The sequence below is a fragment of the Micromonospora sp. PRAS1 genome, from assembly GCF_059553435.1.
In genome coordinates, this window is sequence record NZ_JCANNB010000009.1 from 195,872 (window position 1) to 213,779 (window position 17,908).

The window sequence follows — 17,908 nt, forward strand, 5'->3', positions numbered from 1 at the left end:
GTGGTATGTGGACCGAGGGCCCGCTCTGCTACGGCGGCGACTACAACCCGGAGCAGTGGCCGACCCGGGTCTGGGCCGAGGACGTCGCGCTGATGCGCCGGGCCCGGGTCAACCTGGTCACCGTCGGCGTGTTCGCCTGGTCCCGCCTGGAGCCGCAACCCGGACGGTACGACTTCGACTGGCTCGACCAGGTGCTCGACCTGCTGCACGACGGCGGCATCCGGGTCGCGCTGGCCACCCCCACGGCCTCCCCGCCGCCCTGGTTCACCCTGGCACACCCGGAGGCGCTGCCGGTCACCGCCGACGGGGTCCGGCTGCACCACGGCAGCCGGGACACCTACTGCGCCGCCACGCCCGCCTACCGGGCCGCCGCCCGACGCATCGCCGGCGCCCTCGCCGACCGGTACGCCCACCACCCGGCGCTGGCCGGCTGGCACGTACACAACGAATACGGCACCACCTGCCACTGCGAGCACACGGCGAACGCGTTCCGCCGCTGGCTGGCCGAGCGCCACGGCGACCTGGCCACGCTCAACGAGGCCTGGGTGACCAGCTTCTGGAGCCAGCACTACACCGACTGGGCGCAGATCAGCACCCCCCGGGCCACCCAGTACCTGGCCAATCCCGGCCAGCTGCTGGACTTCCGCCGCTTCTGGTCGGACACCCTGCTCGACGCGTACGTTGAGCAGCGCGACCTGCTGCGCGCGGCGAATCCACGGCTGCCGGTCACCACCAACTACGTGCTCGGCGACTGGGTACCGGTCGACCACGCCCGCTGGGCCGCCGAGGTGGACCTGGTCGCCGTGGACCACTACCCGTCGGCGGTGGACATCGGCGCGGAGGAGCAGACCGCTCTCGTCGGCGACCTGGCCCGGGGCTGGGCCCGGCACGCCGCCCCTGACCGGCCCACCCCGGCGGTCGGCGACGCCCCGGCCTGGCTGCTGATGGAGAGCGCCCCGAACCAGATCCACACCGCCGGACGGATGCACACCAAGGAGCCGGGCCGGATGCTGCGGCACAGCCTCGCCCACGTCGCCCGGGGCTCGCACGGCGCGATGTTCTTCCAGTGGCGGGCCCCCACCGGTGGCGCCGAGCGTTTCCACTCCGCCCTGGTGCCGCACGCCGGCCCGGACAGCCGGGTGTTCCGCGAGACCGTCGAACTCGGCGCGGCGCTGCAACGCCTCGCCGAGGTACGCGGCCGGGTCGAGGCGTCCGTGGCGCTTGTCGTCGACGCCGCCAGCGGCTGGGCACTGCGCCATCCGGGTCTGCCCTCCGAACTGCTGGACCACCACGAGGAGGCCGCCGCCGCCCACCGAGGGCTGTGGCACGCCGGCTACGGCTGCGACGTGGTGGTGCCCGGCGACCCGCTCGACGGGTACCGGCTGCTCGTCCTGCCCGCCCTCTACCTGGTCGACGACGCCACCGCCGGCTGGGTACGCGAGCACGTCCACGGCGGCGGTCACCTGCTGGCCACCTACCTCAGCGGGGCCGCCGACGAGCACGCCCGGGTGCGTCTGGGCGGCTATCCGGGCGCGTTGCGCGATGTCCTCGGCGTCTGGGCAGAGGAGTTCCACCCGCTTGCCGACGGCGAGCAGGTGGGCCTCTCCGACGGCGGCACCGGGCGGATCTGGGCCGAGACGCTGCGTCCGGCCGGGGCGGAGGTGGTCACCGCGTACGCCGACGGGCTGCTCGACGGCCGGCCCGCCGTCACCCGGCACCGCTACGGCGCCGGCACCGCGTGGTACGTGTCGACTCGACCCGACGATGACACGTACCGCCGGTTGCTGGCCCGCGCCGCGCGGGCCGCCGGCGTCCGGCCCGTCTGCACGCAGGCGCCCGACGGCGTGGAGGCGGTGCGCCGCCGCGCCGGCCGGCACAGCTGGCTGTTCCTGTTCAACCACACCGACCGGCAGCACCGCGTCGCCGCGCAAGGCGTGGAACTGCTCACCGCGACCATCGTCGAGCAGGCGGTGACCCTGCCGCCCGGCGGCGTCGCGGTGCTACGCGAGCCCGCCGACTGACCCGGGTCAACCGGCGGGCACGTCGAACCTCCGGTCAGCCGGCGGCGACGGCGGCACGGGAACGGTCGGCGGCGATCCGCACCGCCAGCGCGGCCAGCACCGTGCCCATCAGCACCCGCTGCACCCGCAGCCACAGTGGCCGCCGGCCCAGGAATCCGGCGATCCCACCGGCGGTCAGCACGATCAACGCGTTCACCGTCAACGCCACCGCGATCTGGGTAAGCCCCAGCAGCAGGCTCTGTACCGCCACGCTGCCCCGTGCCGGGTCGATGAACTGCGGCAGCAGCGACACGTACAGGATCGCGATCTTCGGGTTGAGCAGGTTGGTCACCAGACCCATGGTGAACAGCCGCCGGGTCGGGTCCGGCGGCAGCGGCACCGGAGTGAACGGCGAGTGGCCGCCCGGGCGGACCGCCTGCCAGGCCAGCCACAGCAGGTACGCCGCCCCGGCCAGCTTCACCGCCGTGTACAGCGCCGGCACCAGCACGAACACGGTGGCGATGCCGGCCACCGCGGCACCCAGGTAGACCACGAAGCCCGCCGCGACCCCGAGCAACGAGATCAACCCGGCTCGCCGCCCCTGGGTGACCGACCGCGACACCAGGTAGACCATGTTCGGCCCCGGCGTCAGCACCAGCCCCAGGGCGACCAGCGCGATCCCGACGATCCCCGCCGTACTCACCATTTCCGCCCCCGTTCGCGCGATCCTCCGCCGAGCCTACGCCGCTGGCACATGCCCGCGGTGACCGTGACGCTCTGCTCCGGGACAGGCACCGGCCGCGTCACGGTGGGCCCGGGGGAGCCTTCCGTCGACGCCGCGCCGCCTGAGGGTTCTGCTCCCGGCTCAGCGCGACCGGCTCTTCGCCCGCGCCGTGGAGGCCGACCCCGGCTGGGCCGAATACCAGGCGAAGACGTCCCGGGTCATCCCGGTGGTGGCCCTCTACCGGCGGCCTGGAGACGCACCTGGCGTACGAGGAGGAGCAGCTGATCCCGGTACTCGACGGCGTCGGCTGACGCCGCTGCCGGCGGGCGGGACGAATTGCTCGCCCCGCCCGCCGGCCCCCCGTTGATTCACCCGGCCCTCGGGTCGCGGAGTTGCTGGCCTACCGCGATCAGGTGCGGGTCGCCTCGTAGCCGCCGCTGGTGATCCAGGCCCCGTTGCGGCATTCCGCCTTCTGGTACTGCCACCTCTTCGCGCCGTTGATCGGCGACCCTGAACTACAGGTGACCCAGACCCGCACGTAGTAGCCGTTGCACTGGACGTGGTACCGCTCCGCGCCCCCGCTGCCAGCGCTGTCAAACCATTCCACGCAGGCCGCCGCAGCCGCCTTGGGAGCGGCGGCGGCCACAGGCGCGGCGGCCGTCGCGGGGCTGCTGCTCAGCGCCAGCGCACCGCCGACCAGTAACGCGATGCCAGCCGCTGCGGTCGATCTGGTTCGAGTGCTCCGCACGATGAATCCTCCTAGAGATGTCGGCTCTGGCCGTTCCCGGCGTTCGTCCGGCCGGTGAAATCAGCGTCCGGCCCCTGCCATTCGGAAATCTTGCGCAGACCTTGAATGCGCAGACCAGGCGCGGACGGCGGAGGAAGACGCCGGACGATGTCGGTCGCTGATCCGGAGCGTGCCGGACCATTACCGGACAACCCTTGGATGGACCTTGTGGAAAGCTTGAGTCCGCTGGTGGCCGGCGGGGTGGACAGCGAGGGCTCATGGTTGTGCAGTTCAGGATGCTGGGCAACATCGAGGCAGAGGCCGACGGCAATGCGATCGATCTCGGTCATGTCCGCCAGCGATGCGTGCTGGCGGTGCTGCTGGTCGAGGCAAACAGGGTTGTGCATGTCGATCGGCTACTCGACCGGGTGTGGCTGGACCGGCCACCACAGCGGGCACACGGCACGCTCTACAGCTACCTGTCGCGGCTACGGCGTGCACTCAGCGGCGCTTACGATGTCGGCATCGTGCGGCAGCAGGGCGGCTACCTGCTGAACGTCGACGCGATGGCGGTGGACCTGCACCGATTCCAGGCGCTTGTCGCACGTGCCCGGCTCACCGCCGACGACGAGCAGGCGCTGCGGCAGTTCGACGAGGCGCTCGGCCTGTGGCGGGGCGAGCCGTTCGCGGGCCTGGACACGCCCTGGTTCAACACCATGCGTACCGCCCTGCACCAGGAGCGGCTGGCGGCCGAACGCGACCGGACCGATATCGCCCTGCGTTGCGGCCAGCATTCCACGCTGCTGGCCGAGCTGTCCCGCGGGGTGGCCGAGCAGCCGTTGGACGAGCGGCTTGCCGGCCAGCTGATGCTGGCGCTGTCCCGTTCGGGCCGACAGGCCGAGGCCCTTGAGCAGTACCAGCGGATTCGGTGCCAACTGGCCGACGTGTTGGGCGTCGACCCCGGCCCTGACCTGCAGAAGCTGCATCTGCGGATCCTGCACGGCGATCCCGGTTTCGCCGCCTCGGCGGTGTCGGCCACCGGCACCGCCCGTATGCCCCGGCAGTTGCCGCCGCCACCGGCCAGCTTCGCCGGCCGCGCCCGCGAGTTGGCGGCCCTCACCGACGCCGTCGACCAGCAGGTCGAGACGGGGGGCGGGGTCACCATCTCGGCGGTCGGCGGGATGGGTGGGATCGGCAAGACCTGGCTGGCGTTGCGGTGGGCACACGACAACCTGGACCGGTTCCCCGACGGGCAGCTCTACGTCAACCTGCGCGGTTTCGAGCCCACCGTGGCGGCGATGCCACCCGCGGTGGCGCTACGCAGCTTCCTCGACGCCCTCGGTGTGCCGCCCGGGTCGGTACCGACGGACCTGGACACACAGGCCGGCATGTACCGCAGCCTGGTGTCCGGTCGGCGGATGCTGATCGTGCTGGACAACGCGCGCGACGCCGAGCAGGTGCGTCCACTGTTGCCCGGCGTTCCCGGCTGCGCCGTGGTGGTGACCAGCCGCCAGCAACTCTCCGGCCTGGTGGCGGCCGAGGGTGCCCGCCCGGTCACGCTGGACCTGCTCACCGCCGCCGAGGCCCGCGAGTTGCTGGCGAGCCGGCTAGGCGACCGCCGGCTGGTGGCCGAACCGGCACCGGTGCAGGGGATCGTCGAACGCTGTTCCGGCCTGCCGCTGGCGCTGGCGATCGTGGCAGCCCGCGCGGCAGCCCAACCCGGATTCCGGCTCGCGGCCCTGGACCGGGAACTGGCCGAGTTGCAGGGCAGCCTCGACGGCTTCGCCGGCAGCGGGGACCCCGCCACCGACCTGCGCTCGGTGTTCTCCTGGTCGTACCGGGCGCTCGGCGAGCCGGCGGCGCGGCTGTTCCGGCTGCTCGGGCTGCATCCCGGGCCGGACATCTCGGTGCCGGCCGCCGCCAGCCTCGCCACCCTGCCACAGCGGCAGGTGCGTCCCGTCCTCGGCGAGTTGAGCCGGATGCAGCTGCTGGTGGAGCGGGTCCCGGGTAGATACACCTGCCACGACCTGTTGCGGGCGTACGCGGCGGAGCTGGTCGAGTCGGAGCCGGCGGACATTCGCCGCGCCGCGGTGCACCGGATGCTGGACCACTACCTGCACAGCGCCTGCGCCGCCGATGCCCGGCTGTCCCCGCTGCGGGACCGGCTCGTGCTGCCCCCGCCGGAGGCGGGGGTGGAGCCGGAGGCGCCGGCGGACAACGGGCAGGCGTTGGCCTGGTTCACCGAGGAGGGGGCGGTGCTCCTGCGGGTGGTCGAGCTGGCCGCCCGGCACGGCTTCGACCGGCACGTGCGGCAGTTGGCGTGGGCGTCGACCACCTTCCTCAGCCGGCGGGGCTACTGGGCGGATCTGATCGCCCTCCAGGAGCGCGCGCTGGTCGCCGCCGAACGCGACGGTGACCGGGCGGCGCAGGCGCAGGCGCATCGGGACATCGTTCCCGCCTACTCCGAGACCGGGCGGTTCGAGGTGGCCCGCGTTCACCTGGAACGCGCCCTGACACTGCTGGACGAACTCGCCGACGGGGTCGGCCAGGCACACACCCTGCTGTCACTGAGCTGGGTGGCCGAGAAGGACGGAGACCGGGCGGCCGCGTTGCACCACGACCAGCGGGCGCTGCAACTCTTCCGCGACAACGGGCACCGGGCGGGGGAGGCCCGGGCACTCAACGCGCTCGGCTGGGACCACGCCATGCTCGGCGCGTATCGGGAGGCGGTCCGCTGCTGCCAGCAGGCCGTCGCCCTGCAACGCAGGCTCGGTGACCTGACCGGCGAGGCGAACAGTTGGGACACGCTCGGGTACGCCCATCACCATCTCGGCCACTACGAGTGGGCGGCCCGCTGTTATGGCCGGGCGTTGAAACTCAGCCGCGAACTCGGCCACCGCTACAACGAGGCGGAGGCGCTGCGGCACCTCGGCGACACCCGCCGGGCCCTCGGCGACCAGGCGACCGCCATCCGCTGCTGGCGGCGCGCCCTGCACATCCTCACCGAATTGGCGCACCCGGAGGCGCAACAGCTCCGGGATAAACTCGCCGCCGGCCGGACAACGGTCAGCAGCCCGCGCGGGGCGACCAGAGGTAGGTGCGGTCGAGAGCGAGCAGGCGGGCTTTCGGATCAGGGTGGTCGGCCGTCACCGCAGTGGAGATCTCGCCGGCGAGGGCGTGGTAACCCTCCCGGGTGATGGCGGCCGACTCCGGCACAATGGTGCGATGGCAGCGTCGGATCGAGGTGGCCTCGGCCAGGTGTTCAACGAGGTGCCGCAGCTCTACGACCGGGTCCGGCCCGGGTACCCCGACGAGTTGTTCGCGGACCTGGCCACGATCACCGGCCTGGACACACGGTCGCCGGTGCTGGAGGTGGGCTGCGGCACCGGCCAGGCGACCCGTTCACTGGCCGCGCTCGGCTGCCCGGTGACCGCCGTCGAGCCGGGCGCGGCGATGGCCGCGCTGGCCCGACAGCGTCTCGCCGGTCACCGCGACGTACGGGTCGAGGAGTCCACATTCGAGCGCTGGGACGATCGCGGGCGACGCTTCGACGTCCTGGTGGCCGCGTCGGCGTGGCACTGGGTCGACCCGTCGATCGGTTGGCGGCGCGCGCACCAGGTGTTGCGCCCCCAGGGCTGGCTGGCGTTGCTCGGTCACGTCGTGGTCCGCTGTCCCGGCGAGCCGGAGGTGTACGCCGAGACCGCCGACCTGCACGAACGGTTCTCGCCCGGGAACCCGGACTGGGGGCATCCGCCCCTGGCGGACGACGTACGCGCCACGGACACGGGTTGGGGTTCGGTCGAGGATCCCGGCGACCTGTTCGGCCCGCCGATCGTGCGGTGGTACCCGACCGTGCAGTGGTTCACCGGCGACGGGTTCGCCGACCTGCTGCGCTCGCTGTCGCCGTACCGGAGGCTCGACCGCGCCGTACGCGAACCGTTGCTCGATGCCGTCGCCGAGCGCATCCGCACCCGCATGGGCGACCGGGCCGCCCGCCGTTATCTGACTGTGCTGCGACTCGGCCAGCGCCGATGACCCGGTGTCGCCCGGTGTCGCGGGTCAGCCGGCAAGGTGCTGCGGGTCAGCCCGGGGAGAGGACGCAGAACTCGTTGCCCTCCGGGTCGGCGAGGCACCGCCACGACGCGTCGCCCTGGCCGACGTCGATGCTGGTGGCCCCGAGCGCCTCCAGCCGAGCCACCTCTGCTGCCTGATCGTCATCGGGGTAGGGCTTCAGGTCGAGATGCACCCGGTTCCACCAGGTCCGCACACCGGTCGTGCGCAGGAACTCCAGATACGGCCCGACTCCCTTGGCCGAACGCAGCACCGCATGATCATCGGTCACCTCGTGCAGGGTCCAGTCCATCGCCTGGTCCCAGAACCGGGCCATGGCTCGCGGATCCGCACAGTCGACCACCACCACGGCGATCGGCCCGGTGTCCCGGTAGATCTCCCGAGGCTCCAACACGCAGAACACGTTGCCCTCCGGGTCGGCCAGCACCGTCCACGGGACATCGCCCTGGCCCACGTCAGCGGGAGTCGCACCGAGTTCCATCAGGTGTGCCACCAGCTCCGCCTGATGGGCCGCGGAGGTGGTGGCGAGATCGAGGTGCACGCCGTACTTCACGGTTTCGGGGTCCGGGACGACGACCACGTCGACGCAGACAGCCGCGGGGTCCGGCCAGGTGATGCCCGCGGGTTCGACGTTGACCACACCCGGTTCCTCGCTGGAGACACCCCAGCCGAGCGCCTCCGCCCAGAACCGGCCGAGAGCCGATTCATTCCGAGCCTTGAAGTTCACCTGGACCAGACGTAGTGCCATGCCATGCAACCGTACGGGTTGGCGCGGGACCGTGGGCTGGAGGGTCGGATGCTGGGCCACGACCTCGACCGAGCCACGCAATCGTCAGCCGCTGGCGGCGTAGCTGAAGATTCTCTGCGGGGTCAGCCGGATCCACGCCGTGGCCCAGGTCAGTTCGCGGTCGTACCGGTTCGCGGCGGCCGTCGCGTCGGCCGTCGCGGCATCCACGACCTCGGCGACTCCTTCCAGCATCACCATCGCGTGGTCCGGTCCGTCGCCGCGCATGACGACAAGCGACGCCCACGGGTGCGCGGCGACATTGGCCAGGCGGACCGCACCGCCCACCGTGGGGAGCCACACGGCCCGTTCGTGCTGGACCAGGCTGGTCGGCGTGGCATGCGCACGACCGTCAGCCCTCGTGGTGGCCAATACGCCGTACGCCCCCGGGTGGAGCAGTCGGGCAAGTTGGGCACCGGTCATCCGATTCTCCGCCGGAAACGACGACGCCGTGGCGGCACCAGCTCGGCTGAAGGAGATGTCCTGAAGTTCGGCAAGCCAGACCTCTTCCGCGTCCATGCCAGGATCGTCTCGGTTGAAGGGCGGTTGAGGTCAACTGTCTTCCTGCCGGTGCCGGGTGGGCCGACCCGTCGATCGGGGTTTGGTGTGAAGTGCGGCCGGGCGGGTCGGAGCCGCCCGCCCGGCTGCATTTCCGCTAGTGCCCGCTCAGCACCGTGAAGGCGAATCCGGCGCTCGTCGGACGGCGCAGCGGAATGCCGCACTTGACCCGGCGCAGTACCTCGTTCCTGCTGAAGCCGAGGCCGTGGGCGATGAGCCGGTCCGGGCGTACCGGCACCGGGTCGGCGAAGACGACCTCCACCTGGACCGGCCACACCTCGTCGCGCCAGGGCGACGGGACGTCCAGCCGCCAGGCGCCCGTCCAGTCGAGGACGAAGCGGTTGCGCCGGGCGAGCCGCGGGTCCAGCAGCGTGGACGCCACCAGTTCCGGATCGTTGTCGCGGTAGCCGTCGAGTTCGGCCGGATCGAAGGAGTTGACAGGCGTCCGCTCGTGCACGGTGAGCTTGCTCGTCCGATCGCAGGATATGCAGCCGACCAGTAGCCAGACGTCCAGCAGCTTGCCGTTGGCGTTGACGCGGAACCTGCCCTTGCCGGTGGTGGCCGACTCCGCCCGGCAGTCCAGGCAGCGCAGCGACAGCAGCGGCAGCCTGGTCCGACGAACGGCCCAGGGCAGCACGGTATGCGGTTGTGAAGACATGGTTTCCAGACCTGATCTCTAGACCTGACACGAGGCCGATCACGCGCGGCCTCGAACGCGGTATGACCGGGCGCACGGGCAGCCCGGCAGAACCGACGGGAGCGTCGGCTACCGGTGAGTGGAAAAAGGTGTCAGGTCTAGAGAGCAGGCGGGGTCACGCGGTTTTGTCCTCTGTCCTCACGACGATGGGCGCCGGCAATCTACGGGTACGCCGTCGGAAGGCTCAACCGGTTTTCCGGCCGGCGCCGGGGTGTGTAGCCCACTCGTGCTGCTGAGGGTCAGCTCACGGCCCTTTTGACGAGGGCGGTGAGCTTCTTCTCGGCGTTGTCGCTCAATGCGGTCACCGCGTAGGAGGTGGGCCAAAGGCCGCCGTCGTCGAGGTTGGCTTCGGTGGTGAAACCGAAGGTCGAGTAACGCTCCTTGTCGACCTGCCCGCTGCGGAAGAAGCACAGCACCTTTCCCTTCCGCGCGTAGGCCGGCTGTCCGTACCACAGCTTCGGGGACAGCTCCGGCGCGGTAGTGGTGACGATTGCGTGGATTCGTTCGGCCACCACCCGGTCCGCCGTATCCATCTCCGCGATCTTCGACAGCACGTCGAGTTCCTCGGCGGCTGCTTTCTTGCCACGACCGCTGCGGTTCGCCTCCTCCCGTAACTCCGCGGCGCGCTGCTTCATGGCGGCACGCTCCTGGGCAGAGAAGCCATCGGTGTTCGTCCTGCCGGGTTTGTCGCTCATGCGGCCCACTCTCCTGTGACGGTGTGCAACTGAGGCTAGCTGTGCTGCGGGACCTGCAACTTCTTGATTCCTGACGGGTGCGATGAGGGTGTCCGGGCCGGTCAGGAATCAAGAAGCACCTCCCGGGTGCGGCTACCTAGTGTTTTGGGCATGAAGATCACCTCTTGGGCGCTCTCTCTCGACGTCATCACTGTCGGTGTGCCGGCGGTTGAGGCGGCACGCGGCTTCTACGCGTCCGTGTTCTCGGCTCCGGTCACCGACGACGGACACACCGCCAGCCTGGATCTGCACGGCACCGGACAGCTTGCTCTACGTCAACTCGACGCGCTCGCCACCGACGCCGGCATGAGCCCGGCGACCTCGGGCTTCCGGGGCTGCGTCCTGTCCATCATCGTCAACCAACCCGCCGAGGTCAGGGCGCTCCTCGACGCCGCCGTCGCTGGCGGGGCGTCGGTTGTCAAGCCGGCGAAGAAGGAGTTGTTCGGCGAGTTCGCCGCCGTCTGCCAGGCGCCGGATGGAACAGTCTGGAAGCTGGCTGCCGCTACCAAGAAGGACAAGGGTGCCCTGACCGGTCCACCGAAGCCGACCGAGACCGCCGCCTATCTCGGCGTTGCGAACCCGAAAGCGTCGAAGGCGTTCTACGAGGCGCTGGGGATGCGTGTCGATCGCGACTACGGCGACAAGTTCGTCGACTTCACCATCGCCGACGGCGTCTGCCGGCTGGGTCTGCTGCCCCGCAAGGCCCTCGCCAAGGACGCTGCGGTCGACGAGCACGGTGACGGTTTCTCCGCGCTCGTGCTGACCCACACCGTCGCCTCCCGCAACGACGTTGACGCCCTGCTCGCCGCCGCAGGCGCTGCCGGCGGCCGGATCAGCGCCGCTACCCGGACCGAGAACGGACACCACGTCGGCCGGTTCACCGACCTCGACGGTTACCACTGGGCAGTCACCGCCCGGGCATAGCTCCGGGGGGCGGTCGGTTCACCAACCCCGACGCCTCGGCCAATTAATGGATTACCGGTTACAGCAATGAGATAATCTATCCACACAAGATGGACATAACACCCATGCATCATAATGACAGTTAAGGTGCATAAGTGCTTACGCTGGTGTGACGGCGGATTGAACCGGGTCCGTCAGGAACTCAGGAGATGGCCCGCCCGTACGCCGTGCGCGCCTCGGCGACCTCGGCGGCCTGGCGCGCACGCCAGCGCTGCTGGGCCTGCCGGTTGCAGATCCGGCAGACTCTCCGGAACCGGCCGGTGGTCGGGTCGATCTCCCGATCGTGGCCGTTGCGGCACTGGGGGCGCTGGGCGCGGTCGCGGCAGTTGTCGGCGCGGCTGCGCTGGCACAGGTGGCTGGGCTCGATGCAGTCCGGCGCGCCGCAGTCGTGGTGGACTTCCAGGGCGGGGTCGTAGCCGCCGACGAAGACCACGTACGCCGCGATGTGTGCCCAGGCCCGGCCGGCGAGTTTCTGGTACTCGCCAGGCCGGTTGCCGTAGCCGCGCACGATGAGGCATCCGTTGCCGGCCCGGGTGGCGCGGCTCAGCAGGTAGGCCCGGAGGGTCTCCTCGGTGAAGTGGCGCGACAGGCCGGTGATCTGGGACAGCACCGGATCAGCCTATGACCCGGCCGCGACTCGGTGCCGAGCGGTGGTGAGGGATGCTCATTTATGCCATCGGGGCAGCATCCGGTAGGACATCTGTCGCCAGAATCTCTGCAGGTCGGATCGGGGGCCCAACTGCCAACTCGCCCGGCTCGGTCGCTGCGGATGCAGGGTGGCCAACTCGACCTGCCGCGAGCAGAACGCCTCGTCGATCTGGTGCGGCAGGTCCTCGTTCGGCGCGGGCAGCGGGCAGAGCCGGAACGGACAGTCGGCCACGCAGGTGGCGCCCGGGCTGGTCTTCTCGATGGGGTGCTCGCGGCTGGCCTGCAGGGGAGCGCGGTCGCCGGTGAGGCAGGGCGGCAGGTTGCTGCGGTTGGACCGGGCCAGCAGCCGGTCGCGCTCGGGCGGATCGTCGGGGTACCGACCGGTCAGGTTGAGCAGAAGCATCACGTCGGCGAGCAGACGCTGGGCACGCTGGTCCAGCACCGCCCAGCCGACGGACTCAGGCAGCCACGACTCCTGCTCGCCGCGGATGTCGGCACTCGGCTCGCTGTCACCCACCCGGCTGATGATGTCCCGCTCGTCGATCCAGCAGTATCGCTCGGGATGCCCGCTGCGCAGCGCCAGGACGCAGAGCTCCGCCACCTCCTGCACCAGCGGGTGGGGCGTACCGTCGCCGTCGGGCGCGGCCGGGCCACCGCCGGCGATGCTCACCCAGTAGTCGACCAGGCCGCGCGGGTCCGCCGCCGGCCGGTCGTACGGCAGCCACTCGTGCGGGTCCTCGGGCAGCGACAGCAGGGTCAGCGCCTGGAGCAGCACGAGCTGCGCGTACCAGAGGTGGACGTTGCGCAGCAGTCGTTCGGCCTGCTCGATCAACGCCTGCCGCCGGTTGCCGCTGTCATCGAAGATGCGGCAGTTGGCCGCGAGGCGGAATCCCTGCGCCAGGTGCATCTGGTTGGCCAGGTCGTCGGCCCCCGATGGTTCGCAGAACCGGTCGACTGCGGCGCGTAGCAGGTCATGAGTCCGCTCCTCCGAATCCCGCTGCGCCTGCGGTGGCAGGTAGCGATGGGAGTACAGGTACAGCAGCGGGATCAGCCAGCCGCGCAGCTGCTCCTCGTGGGACGGGTTGGCCGAGTCGGGGGTGCAGGGCTCGCCCTGCAAACGCTTTGCCAACAGCCGTGCGGCCTCGCCGCCGCCGATGGCGATCTGCCGTACGGCCACCAGCCGGACCGGGTGCGAGGCCTCGCCGCAGATCATGTCGAAGAACGTGCGGTAGGCGGGCCCGTCGGGGTAGGCGTTCCCGCGTTCGACGAGCAGCCGGGCCGCCGCGCCGAAGCGGTGCATGAGGGCCAGCTTCGCCTCGCCCAGCGGCCGGTCGGTGATGGAATGGTCCTCCTGGAAGGTGTGCCAGTTGGCGGCGGCGGCCGAGGCGATGCGCGAGTGCGCGGGCTGGGCGGACCAGCCGTCGATCTCGAAGGCGGTGGCGAACATCTCGACGGCCCGGGTTCGGTCGCCGCTGGGCAACCGAACCTTTCCGGGTCCGGCCTCGGTGCTGCGGCTCTGCCTGGCGGCGACCGTGCACAGCGCGTTGGTCAGGAAGGCGGCGAGCTTCGGCACCTTCTGTGCGGGGGCGTCCTCCTCGCAGTGCGGCAGCAGTCGTTTGAGGCCCGCGACCGCCTCGCGGGCTGCCCGGGAGGGCTTCGGTGGCGGCCCAGCGCTGCGGGAGAAGAGGGTCATCGCGATGAGTAGCTCGCGGCTGGGTCGGTTCGAGCCCTGCTCGGCTCGTTGCAGAAAGTCGATCATGCCCTGCTCGATCGCCGGTGCCAGGTACCGCGCACCCAGGTAGGCGTGGATCGCGCCGTCGGGAAATCGCAGTCCTCCGTTGGGGAGGCGTTCCGCCAGGCCGAGCAGCACGCCGAGGGCCTGGGCGAGACCGAGGTCGGATTCGAGGAGGGGGTTGAACTTCGTCACCTTCCGTTTCAGCGCTTCCGTCAGAAAGCTGTTCTGCCGGTGCCGCAGATCGGTGGGATTGACCTCGGCGGTGCCGTCGAGCAACCCCAGACAGGCAAGTGCCGAGAGGATCTCGAAGACGTCGTGGCGCTCGCGCTCGGAGACGCCGTAGTCCTGGTGCACCCATCCGCTGATCAGCGCCTCGCGCCAGCGCTCCATCAGGTACCAGCGCGCCGCGGAGCGGTCGCGCGGTTGTCGATCGTCACGGGTGGCCGCCACCGCCTCCAGCTTGCCGCAACGACGCAGGTCATCGATGATGCGCAGGTAGACAGGTGATTCGGCGATGTCGGCGAGCCTGACCAGGTCGGCTACCCGGGCCCAGCCGGGACCCAGGGTCGGGTCCGGGCCGAGGACGTACTTCAGGGCGGCGCCCTCGCTCAACGGCTCCAGTTGGAGCACGCTGGCGTTCATGCCGCGCAGCGGGTCGTTGGGCCGGGAGGCGATCACCAGCGGCAGGTCCTGTCTGGCCGCCTGGTCGATGGCGTAGCGCAGCACGCTGTCCCGGTCGACGTCGTGGCCGACGTCGACCTGTTCGAGGCCGTCGGCGAGCACCACGATCCGTTCCCGCCGGCGTAGCCACCGCCACGCCGTGTCGCCCTGTCCTGCGCTCCACAGCCAGGGGTCCACGAAGCGCAGGAACTCCTCGTGGGCCAGGGCGAGAAAGTCGAGGTCCTGTTCCTTGTCGACCCGGCGACCGCGCAGGTCCAGGCCGACCGGCACGAGGCGTTTTCCCGCCAGGTGCTGGGCGAGCAGGGTCAGCGTCGCGGTCTTGCCGGTGCCGATCCCGCCGACGAGGACCAGTGGGCGGCGGACGTCGTGGTCCTGCAACCGTCTCAGCAGTAGCGTGCAGAGTTCGTTGCGGCCCACCACCTGGCCGAGCTGTTGGCCCGCCGCCGTGTGCACCACCCGTTCGGGTGCCCGTTGGACGGTGGATCGGTACCGGTTGCTGAGCCAGGCGTACCAGCCACACAGGAAGATGACGGCGCCCAGCGCCAGCCCCAGCAGGTTGGTGGCCAGGCCGGTCACCTGGCCGCAGTAGAAGGATGCCGACTCCGGGCAGACCTGCCACGGTTGCAGCGTGCCGAAACGCGCCAGGATCGTCACGACCAGGGCGACGAACAGCCAGAGCGCGTAGGCCGCCCCGACGATCACGACCACCCAGTAGAGGCGTGGCCTCGGCCGGCGGGGGAGGTAGTCGTCCGGCAACCGCTCGGCGGCCGCCCGGCTCGCCTGCTGGCCGGCGTGCTCGCGCCAGGTCCGCCGCCGTCGCCGCCACTGCCGCAGCCGGACCCGTACCTGCCATCGCCGGTTCGCCCAACTGCCGGGTCCTCGTCTCACCTGGGCCCGTCCCTGCTGTCGCGTCTCGATGCGAGAGAGGCGACAGCGGACAGCTGTGAACAGGATTCGCCATTCACCTCACCCAGAGTAATCGGCACCCGTTCCCACCAGGGGCTTTTGGCGATCGCAGCCGCCACCGCCCGACGCGCAACCCACCCACTAGTACGCTGTACCAGAGCGCCAAACGGTGTAGCACGCCGTACTGGCACGATGTGCTGCTCAGCTCGACGTGGGGGATCGATGGACTATGGGTGACCGGCGGGAGCAGATCCTGCGCGCGGCGACGGAGATCGCCGCCGAGGGCGGCCTGGCGGCGTTGACCGTACGTGCCGTCGCCGCCCGCGCCGGCATCGGCCCGAGCACCCTGCGGCACTACTTTCCGACCCAACGCGCCCTGCATCAGGCCGTGGTCGACCAGAGCCTCGACGCCGAGCTGCTCGACCTGCGCATCGGTGACCGCAGCGTGCCGGCGACGATCCGGCTCACCGAGTGCCTGGCCCAGTTCCTGCCGGCCGGGCCGGGCAGCCGGAGCGAGCTGGAGAACTGGCTCGCGCTGCACGCCTCGGCGCTCGGTCCGCAGCGCACCGAGCAGGCTCGGCGGCTGTTGTCCGCGATGACCGCCCGCGCCCTGGACCGGGTCGACACCTGGCTGGCCACGCTGGAGGCCGAGGGCGCGCTACGGCACCCGGATCGGCTGCGCCACGCCACCGTGCTGCTCGCCCTGATCGACGGTCTCTGCCTGCAACTGCTCGCCGCCGAATCCGGGGCCAGCCTGGTGGAGGCCCGCAGCATCCTTGCCGAGGCGGTCGACCGGCTGGTGACGGTCAGCCCCGGCGGCTGATCGTCAGCCCGGTCAGTCCGGCGTCGGTACGCAGTACACGTCGCCGGAGTTCGCCTCGTGCGGCAACGTGAGCAGGTGGGTGGCCATCTCCTCGGCGGAGACCCACCGCCCGAGGGTCAACGACTTTTCGTCGCCGAGCGCCACGTCGAAGCCGGCGAAGCCGAGCGCGGTGAGCCGGTCAAGGCAGCGCAACGCCACCGTACGGCCGATGGTGGTGAATTCGAAGGACAGTGCCGGCAGCGGGCGGCTCAGGCCGGCGAGGACGGCGTCCTCGAAGCCCTCCACGTCGATCTTGACGAAGGCCGGCGTGCCGTGTTCGGCGATGAGCGCGTCGACGGTGGTGACCGGGACCTCGATCCGGCCGTCCCACACCTGGCCCTCCCAACCGCCGGCGCCGGCCGCCGCGGCCACGAAGTCGGTGGAGGCGGTGGAGACCGTCGGGTTGGCGGAGTTCACCAGGAAACCGACAAGCCCCGGCTGCGCCCCGCAGGCCGCCTCGACCACGCTGACCTGTTCGTCGTCGGCGTAGATGGTCCGTAGCGCCCGCAGGCACAGCGGTTGCGGCTCCACGGCGACGACCCGGGCCCCGAGGCGGCGGAAGCAACCGATGTGGTCGCCGACGTGCGAACCGATGTCGAACACCAGGTCGCCGGGGCGCACGAAGCGGGCGTAGAAGGCATCCATCGCCGCGTCCCGGTCGGGGTCGCCGTAGTAGACCTCCAACGAGCGGCGCAGCGAGGCGGTGACCGGGTCGGCCTTGAGCGCCTCGACCGCGGCGGATTGGGTACCCATCGCAGCACCCTAACCCGGCCGGGTGGCCGCCGTGGCGGTCCGCGCGACGGCCGGTCACCCCGTGTGACGTACCTCGGTGTCCCAGATCTCGGTCCACGGCCGCCGCAGCCCCCGGCACAGCCAGATCGGCCCGCCGTTCTCGGGGGCCACCGCGCCGGCCTCGCCGTCGTTGGCGGTGAGGATGACGGCCCGGTGGCCCGGTCCCCGATCTCCACAGCGGCCGGGCGTTGCTACACCGTTGCGGTACGGCCACGCGGCGTCGCCGTGGTCATGGCGACCATTTGTCGGCCGGACCGACCAGGTGCGTAATCCTCCCGACGGTCCGTGACCGGGCAACGATCCCGCCTCGGAAGATCTTGTTAGCCTCGGTGCATGGAATCCCCGTCGCCGGGTCGCCCGTTGGACCTGATGTTCCTGCTCAGCTGGGCCAGCCACGCGCTGCGGGCCGAGCACGCCGCCAGCCTGGCCGAGTTGGGCATCTCACCCCGGGCGTACGGCGTGCTGCTGCGCGCCCACGGCGGCGGGCTCACCCAGCGGCAGATCGGCGAGATGTGCGGGGTCGACAAGACCACAATGGTGGTGACCCTGGACCAGCTGGAGGCCGACGGGCTGGCCCGCCGGGTACCCGCGCCGGGTGATCGACGGGCCCGCCTGGTGGAGCTGACCCCGAAGGGGGAGCAGGTGCTCGACCAGGCCCGGCAGGTCTCGGCCCGGATCGAGGCGAACGTGCTCGCCATCCTGCCCGAGGCCGAACGCGACGTGTTCGTCCGGGCCATCCAGCGCCTGGTGCACGAGCGCCTCTCCGGCCAGTGCGGGCCGGCCGGCTCCGTCTGCTAGCGCGCCGAGCGCGCCGGCGCTCGGCGCGCTCGCCACTCCGTCGCTTCGGCGACGGCATCTTCCGGGTCATGGACGCACCCGACGAACTTGTACTGACCTCCTCTGCCTGGGGCATCCGTCCACCCGCCCACTCAATCAATCTCGTACCAGATAGTCTCGTACGAGACTATCTGGGTACGGTCGCTGTGCTGGAGTTCCCGAACAAGGAGTGACCATGAGCAGTACCGC

Annotated in this window: 16 protein-coding genes; 7 read left to right on the plus strand and 9 right to left on the minus strand. The window is 71.0% G+C overall.

Annotated elements, in window-relative coordinates; all coding sequences use genetic code 11:
- Positions 1-5: 5 nt before the first annotated feature.
- On the plus strand, positions 6-2,021 hold the full coding sequence (locus AC507J_RS11640) for a beta-galactosidase (protein WP_496289124.1): 2,016 nt from the start codon (positions 6-8) through the stop codon (positions 2,019-2,021).
- Between the two features lie 34 nt (positions 2,022-2,055).
- Here the strand turns inward: AC507J_RS11640 and AC507J_RS11645 are convergent, their stop codons facing one another.
- A complete protein-coding gene (locus AC507J_RS11645) occupies positions 2,056-2,706 on the minus strand; it encodes a LysE family translocator (protein ID WP_496289125.1) in 651 nt (216 codons plus the stop codon).
- A 148-nt stretch (positions 2,707-2,854) separates the two neighbouring features.
- On the opposite strand from AC507J_RS11645, the gene AC507J_RS11650 reads away from it, so the two are divergent.
- Positions 2,855-3,091, plus strand: a complete 237-nt coding sequence (locus AC507J_RS11650; protein WP_496289144.1) for a nitroreductase/quinone reductase family protein — start codon at positions 2,855-2,857, stop codon at positions 3,089-3,091.
- 42 nt (positions 3,092-3,133) lie between these two features.
- Here the strand turns inward: AC507J_RS11650 and AC507J_RS11655 are convergent, their stop codons facing one another.
- Complete coding sequence (locus AC507J_RS11655) at positions 3,134-3,472, minus strand: hypothetical protein (protein ID WP_496289126.1); 339 nt, start codon at positions 3,470-3,472, stop codon at positions 3,134-3,136.
- A gap of 257 nt (positions 3,473-3,729) precedes the next feature.
- Here AC507J_RS11655 and AC507J_RS11660 point away from each other — a divergent pair, with 257 nt between their 5' ends.
- Together AC507J_RS11660 and AC507J_RS11665 are read left to right on the plus strand one after the other, a co-directional pair.
- Positions 3,730-6,648, plus strand: a complete 2,919-nt coding sequence (locus AC507J_RS11660; protein WP_496289127.1) for an AfsR/SARP family transcriptional regulator — start codon at positions 3,730-3,732, stop codon at positions 6,646-6,648.
- Between the two features lie 28 nt (positions 6,649-6,676).
- Positions 6,677-7,486, plus strand: coding sequence for a class I SAM-dependent methyltransferase (locus AC507J_RS11665; RefSeq protein WP_496289128.1), 810 nt, complete (start codon positions 6,677-6,679; stop codon positions 7,484-7,486).
- Positions 7,487-7,532: 46 nt separating this feature from the next.
- Here the strand turns inward: AC507J_RS11665 and AC507J_RS11670 are convergent, their stop codons facing one another.
- The 4 genes from AC507J_RS11670 to AC507J_RS11685 form a co-directional block, all read right to left on the minus strand.
- On the minus strand, positions 7,533-8,270 hold the full coding sequence (locus tag AC507J_RS11670) for a VOC family protein (RefSeq protein WP_496289129.1): 738 nt from the start codon (positions 8,268-8,270) through the stop codon (positions 7,533-7,535).
- An 84-nt stretch (positions 8,271-8,354) separates the two neighbouring features.
- A complete protein-coding gene (locus AC507J_RS11675; RefSeq protein WP_496289130.1) occupies positions 8,355-8,825 on the minus strand; it encodes a pyridoxamine 5'-phosphate oxidase family protein in 471 nt (156 codons plus the stop codon).
- A 136-nt stretch (positions 8,826-8,961) separates the two neighbouring features.
- The gene (locus tag AC507J_RS11680; RefSeq protein ID WP_496289131.1) at positions 8,962-9,522 is read right to left on the minus strand and encodes a DUF1062 domain-containing protein; all 561 of its coding nucleotides are present in this window, start codon (positions 9,520-9,522) and stop codon (positions 8,962-8,964) included.
- Positions 9,523-9,800: 278 nt separating this feature from the next.
- Positions 9,801-10,256, minus strand: coding sequence for a DUF1801 domain-containing protein (locus AC507J_RS11685; protein ID WP_496289132.1), 456 nt, complete (start codon positions 10,254-10,256; stop codon positions 9,801-9,803).
- A 150-nt stretch (positions 10,257-10,406) separates the two neighbouring features.
- On the opposite strand from AC507J_RS11685, the gene AC507J_RS11690 reads away from it, so the two are divergent.
- Complete coding sequence (locus AC507J_RS11690) at positions 10,407-11,219, plus strand: VOC family protein (protein ID WP_496289133.1); 813 nt, start codon at positions 10,407-10,409, stop codon at positions 11,217-11,219.
- Between the two features lie 181 nt (positions 11,220-11,400).
- On the opposite strand, the gene AC507J_RS11695 is transcribed toward AC507J_RS11690, so the two are convergent.
- Complete coding sequence (locus AC507J_RS11695) at positions 11,401-11,868, minus strand: HNH endonuclease family protein (protein ID WP_496289134.1); 468 nt, start codon at positions 11,866-11,868, stop codon at positions 11,401-11,403.
- Between the two features lie 54 nt (positions 11,869-11,922).
- The gene (locus AC507J_RS11700; protein ID WP_496289135.1) at positions 11,923-15,210 is read right to left on the minus strand and encodes an NACHT domain-containing protein; all 3,288 of its coding nucleotides are present in this window, start codon (positions 15,208-15,210) and stop codon (positions 11,923-11,925) included.
- Positions 15,211-15,457: 247 nt separating this feature from the next.
- Between AC507J_RS11700 and AC507J_RS11705 the strand changes: the two genes are divergently transcribed.
- Entirely contained in the window at positions 15,458-16,051 is a 594-nt protein-coding gene (locus tag AC507J_RS11705; RefSeq protein ID WP_496289136.1) for a TetR/AcrR family transcriptional regulator, read from the plus strand.
- Between the two features lie 12 nt (positions 16,052-16,063).
- On the opposite strand, the gene AC507J_RS11710 is transcribed toward AC507J_RS11705, so the two are convergent.
- A complete protein-coding gene (locus AC507J_RS11710) occupies positions 16,064-16,843 on the minus strand; it encodes an FkbM family methyltransferase (RefSeq protein WP_496289137.1) in 780 nt (259 codons plus the stop codon).
- A gap of 372 nt (positions 16,844-17,215) precedes the next feature.
- Between AC507J_RS11710 and AC507J_RS11715 the strand changes: the two genes are divergently transcribed.
- The gene (locus AC507J_RS11715; RefSeq protein ID WP_496289138.1) at positions 17,216-17,680 is read left to right on the plus strand and encodes a MarR family winged helix-turn-helix transcriptional regulator; all 465 of its coding nucleotides are present in this window, start codon (positions 17,216-17,218) and stop codon (positions 17,678-17,680) included.
- Positions 17,681-17,908: the final 228 nt, after the last annotated feature.